1 protein-coding gene is annotated in these 537 nt (G+C 64.4%); it reads right to left on the bottom strand.

What is annotated here, in order from left to right; genetic code table 11:
- Positions 1 to 537, bottom strand: a 537-nt coding sequence (locus AACY08_RS28510) for a TrbI/VirB10 family protein (protein WP_339472442.1), incomplete at both ends; no start/stop codon positions are given.

Here is a 537-nt window from a genome sequence, read left to right on the forward strand (position 1 = left end):
GACTGACGCTATTGGAGGCACCCTGTCGCAGCGCCCGCACAATATCGCTGTCCTGGCCAGACGAGCCCGCCTCCGCACCGATGCTCAGAATCGTGGAAAGTGCAGCGGCCTTGAACAGTTCGCCCCAGTGATAGTCGACGCCATCCTCAAGGCCCGCATAGCCCTCGGCGTCCGCACCAGGCTGACGCTCCAGAACGATGGAGCGGCCATTGGGGAAGATCAGCCGGTTCCAGACGAGAAGTATGCGCCTCTGACCGAAGCCGACGCCACTGTCATACTGGCCGATAACGCGCGTGCCCTGTGGCACAAGCAGGATCTTGCCGGTCGGGCTGTCATAGATGTTCTCCGTCACCTGTGCGGTGATCTGACCCGGCAGGTCGGAGCGGATGCCGGTGATGAGCGCGGCCGCGATGACGGCGCCGGCCTGCAGGACGTTCTTCGACGCTGGCGCGGCAACGCGATCCGGCGAGACAGTGCGCTTGTCGGGCGTCTGATTGAGGAATGCGAGCTGACGATCCTGCGCGGAGGGTGTCGCTG

This window comes from Pseudomonas sp. EL_65y_Pfl1_R83, assembly GCF_963970695.1.
GTDB lineage: Bacteria > Pseudomonadota > Gammaproteobacteria > Pseudomonadales > Pseudomonadaceae > Aquipseudomonas > Aquipseudomonas tritici.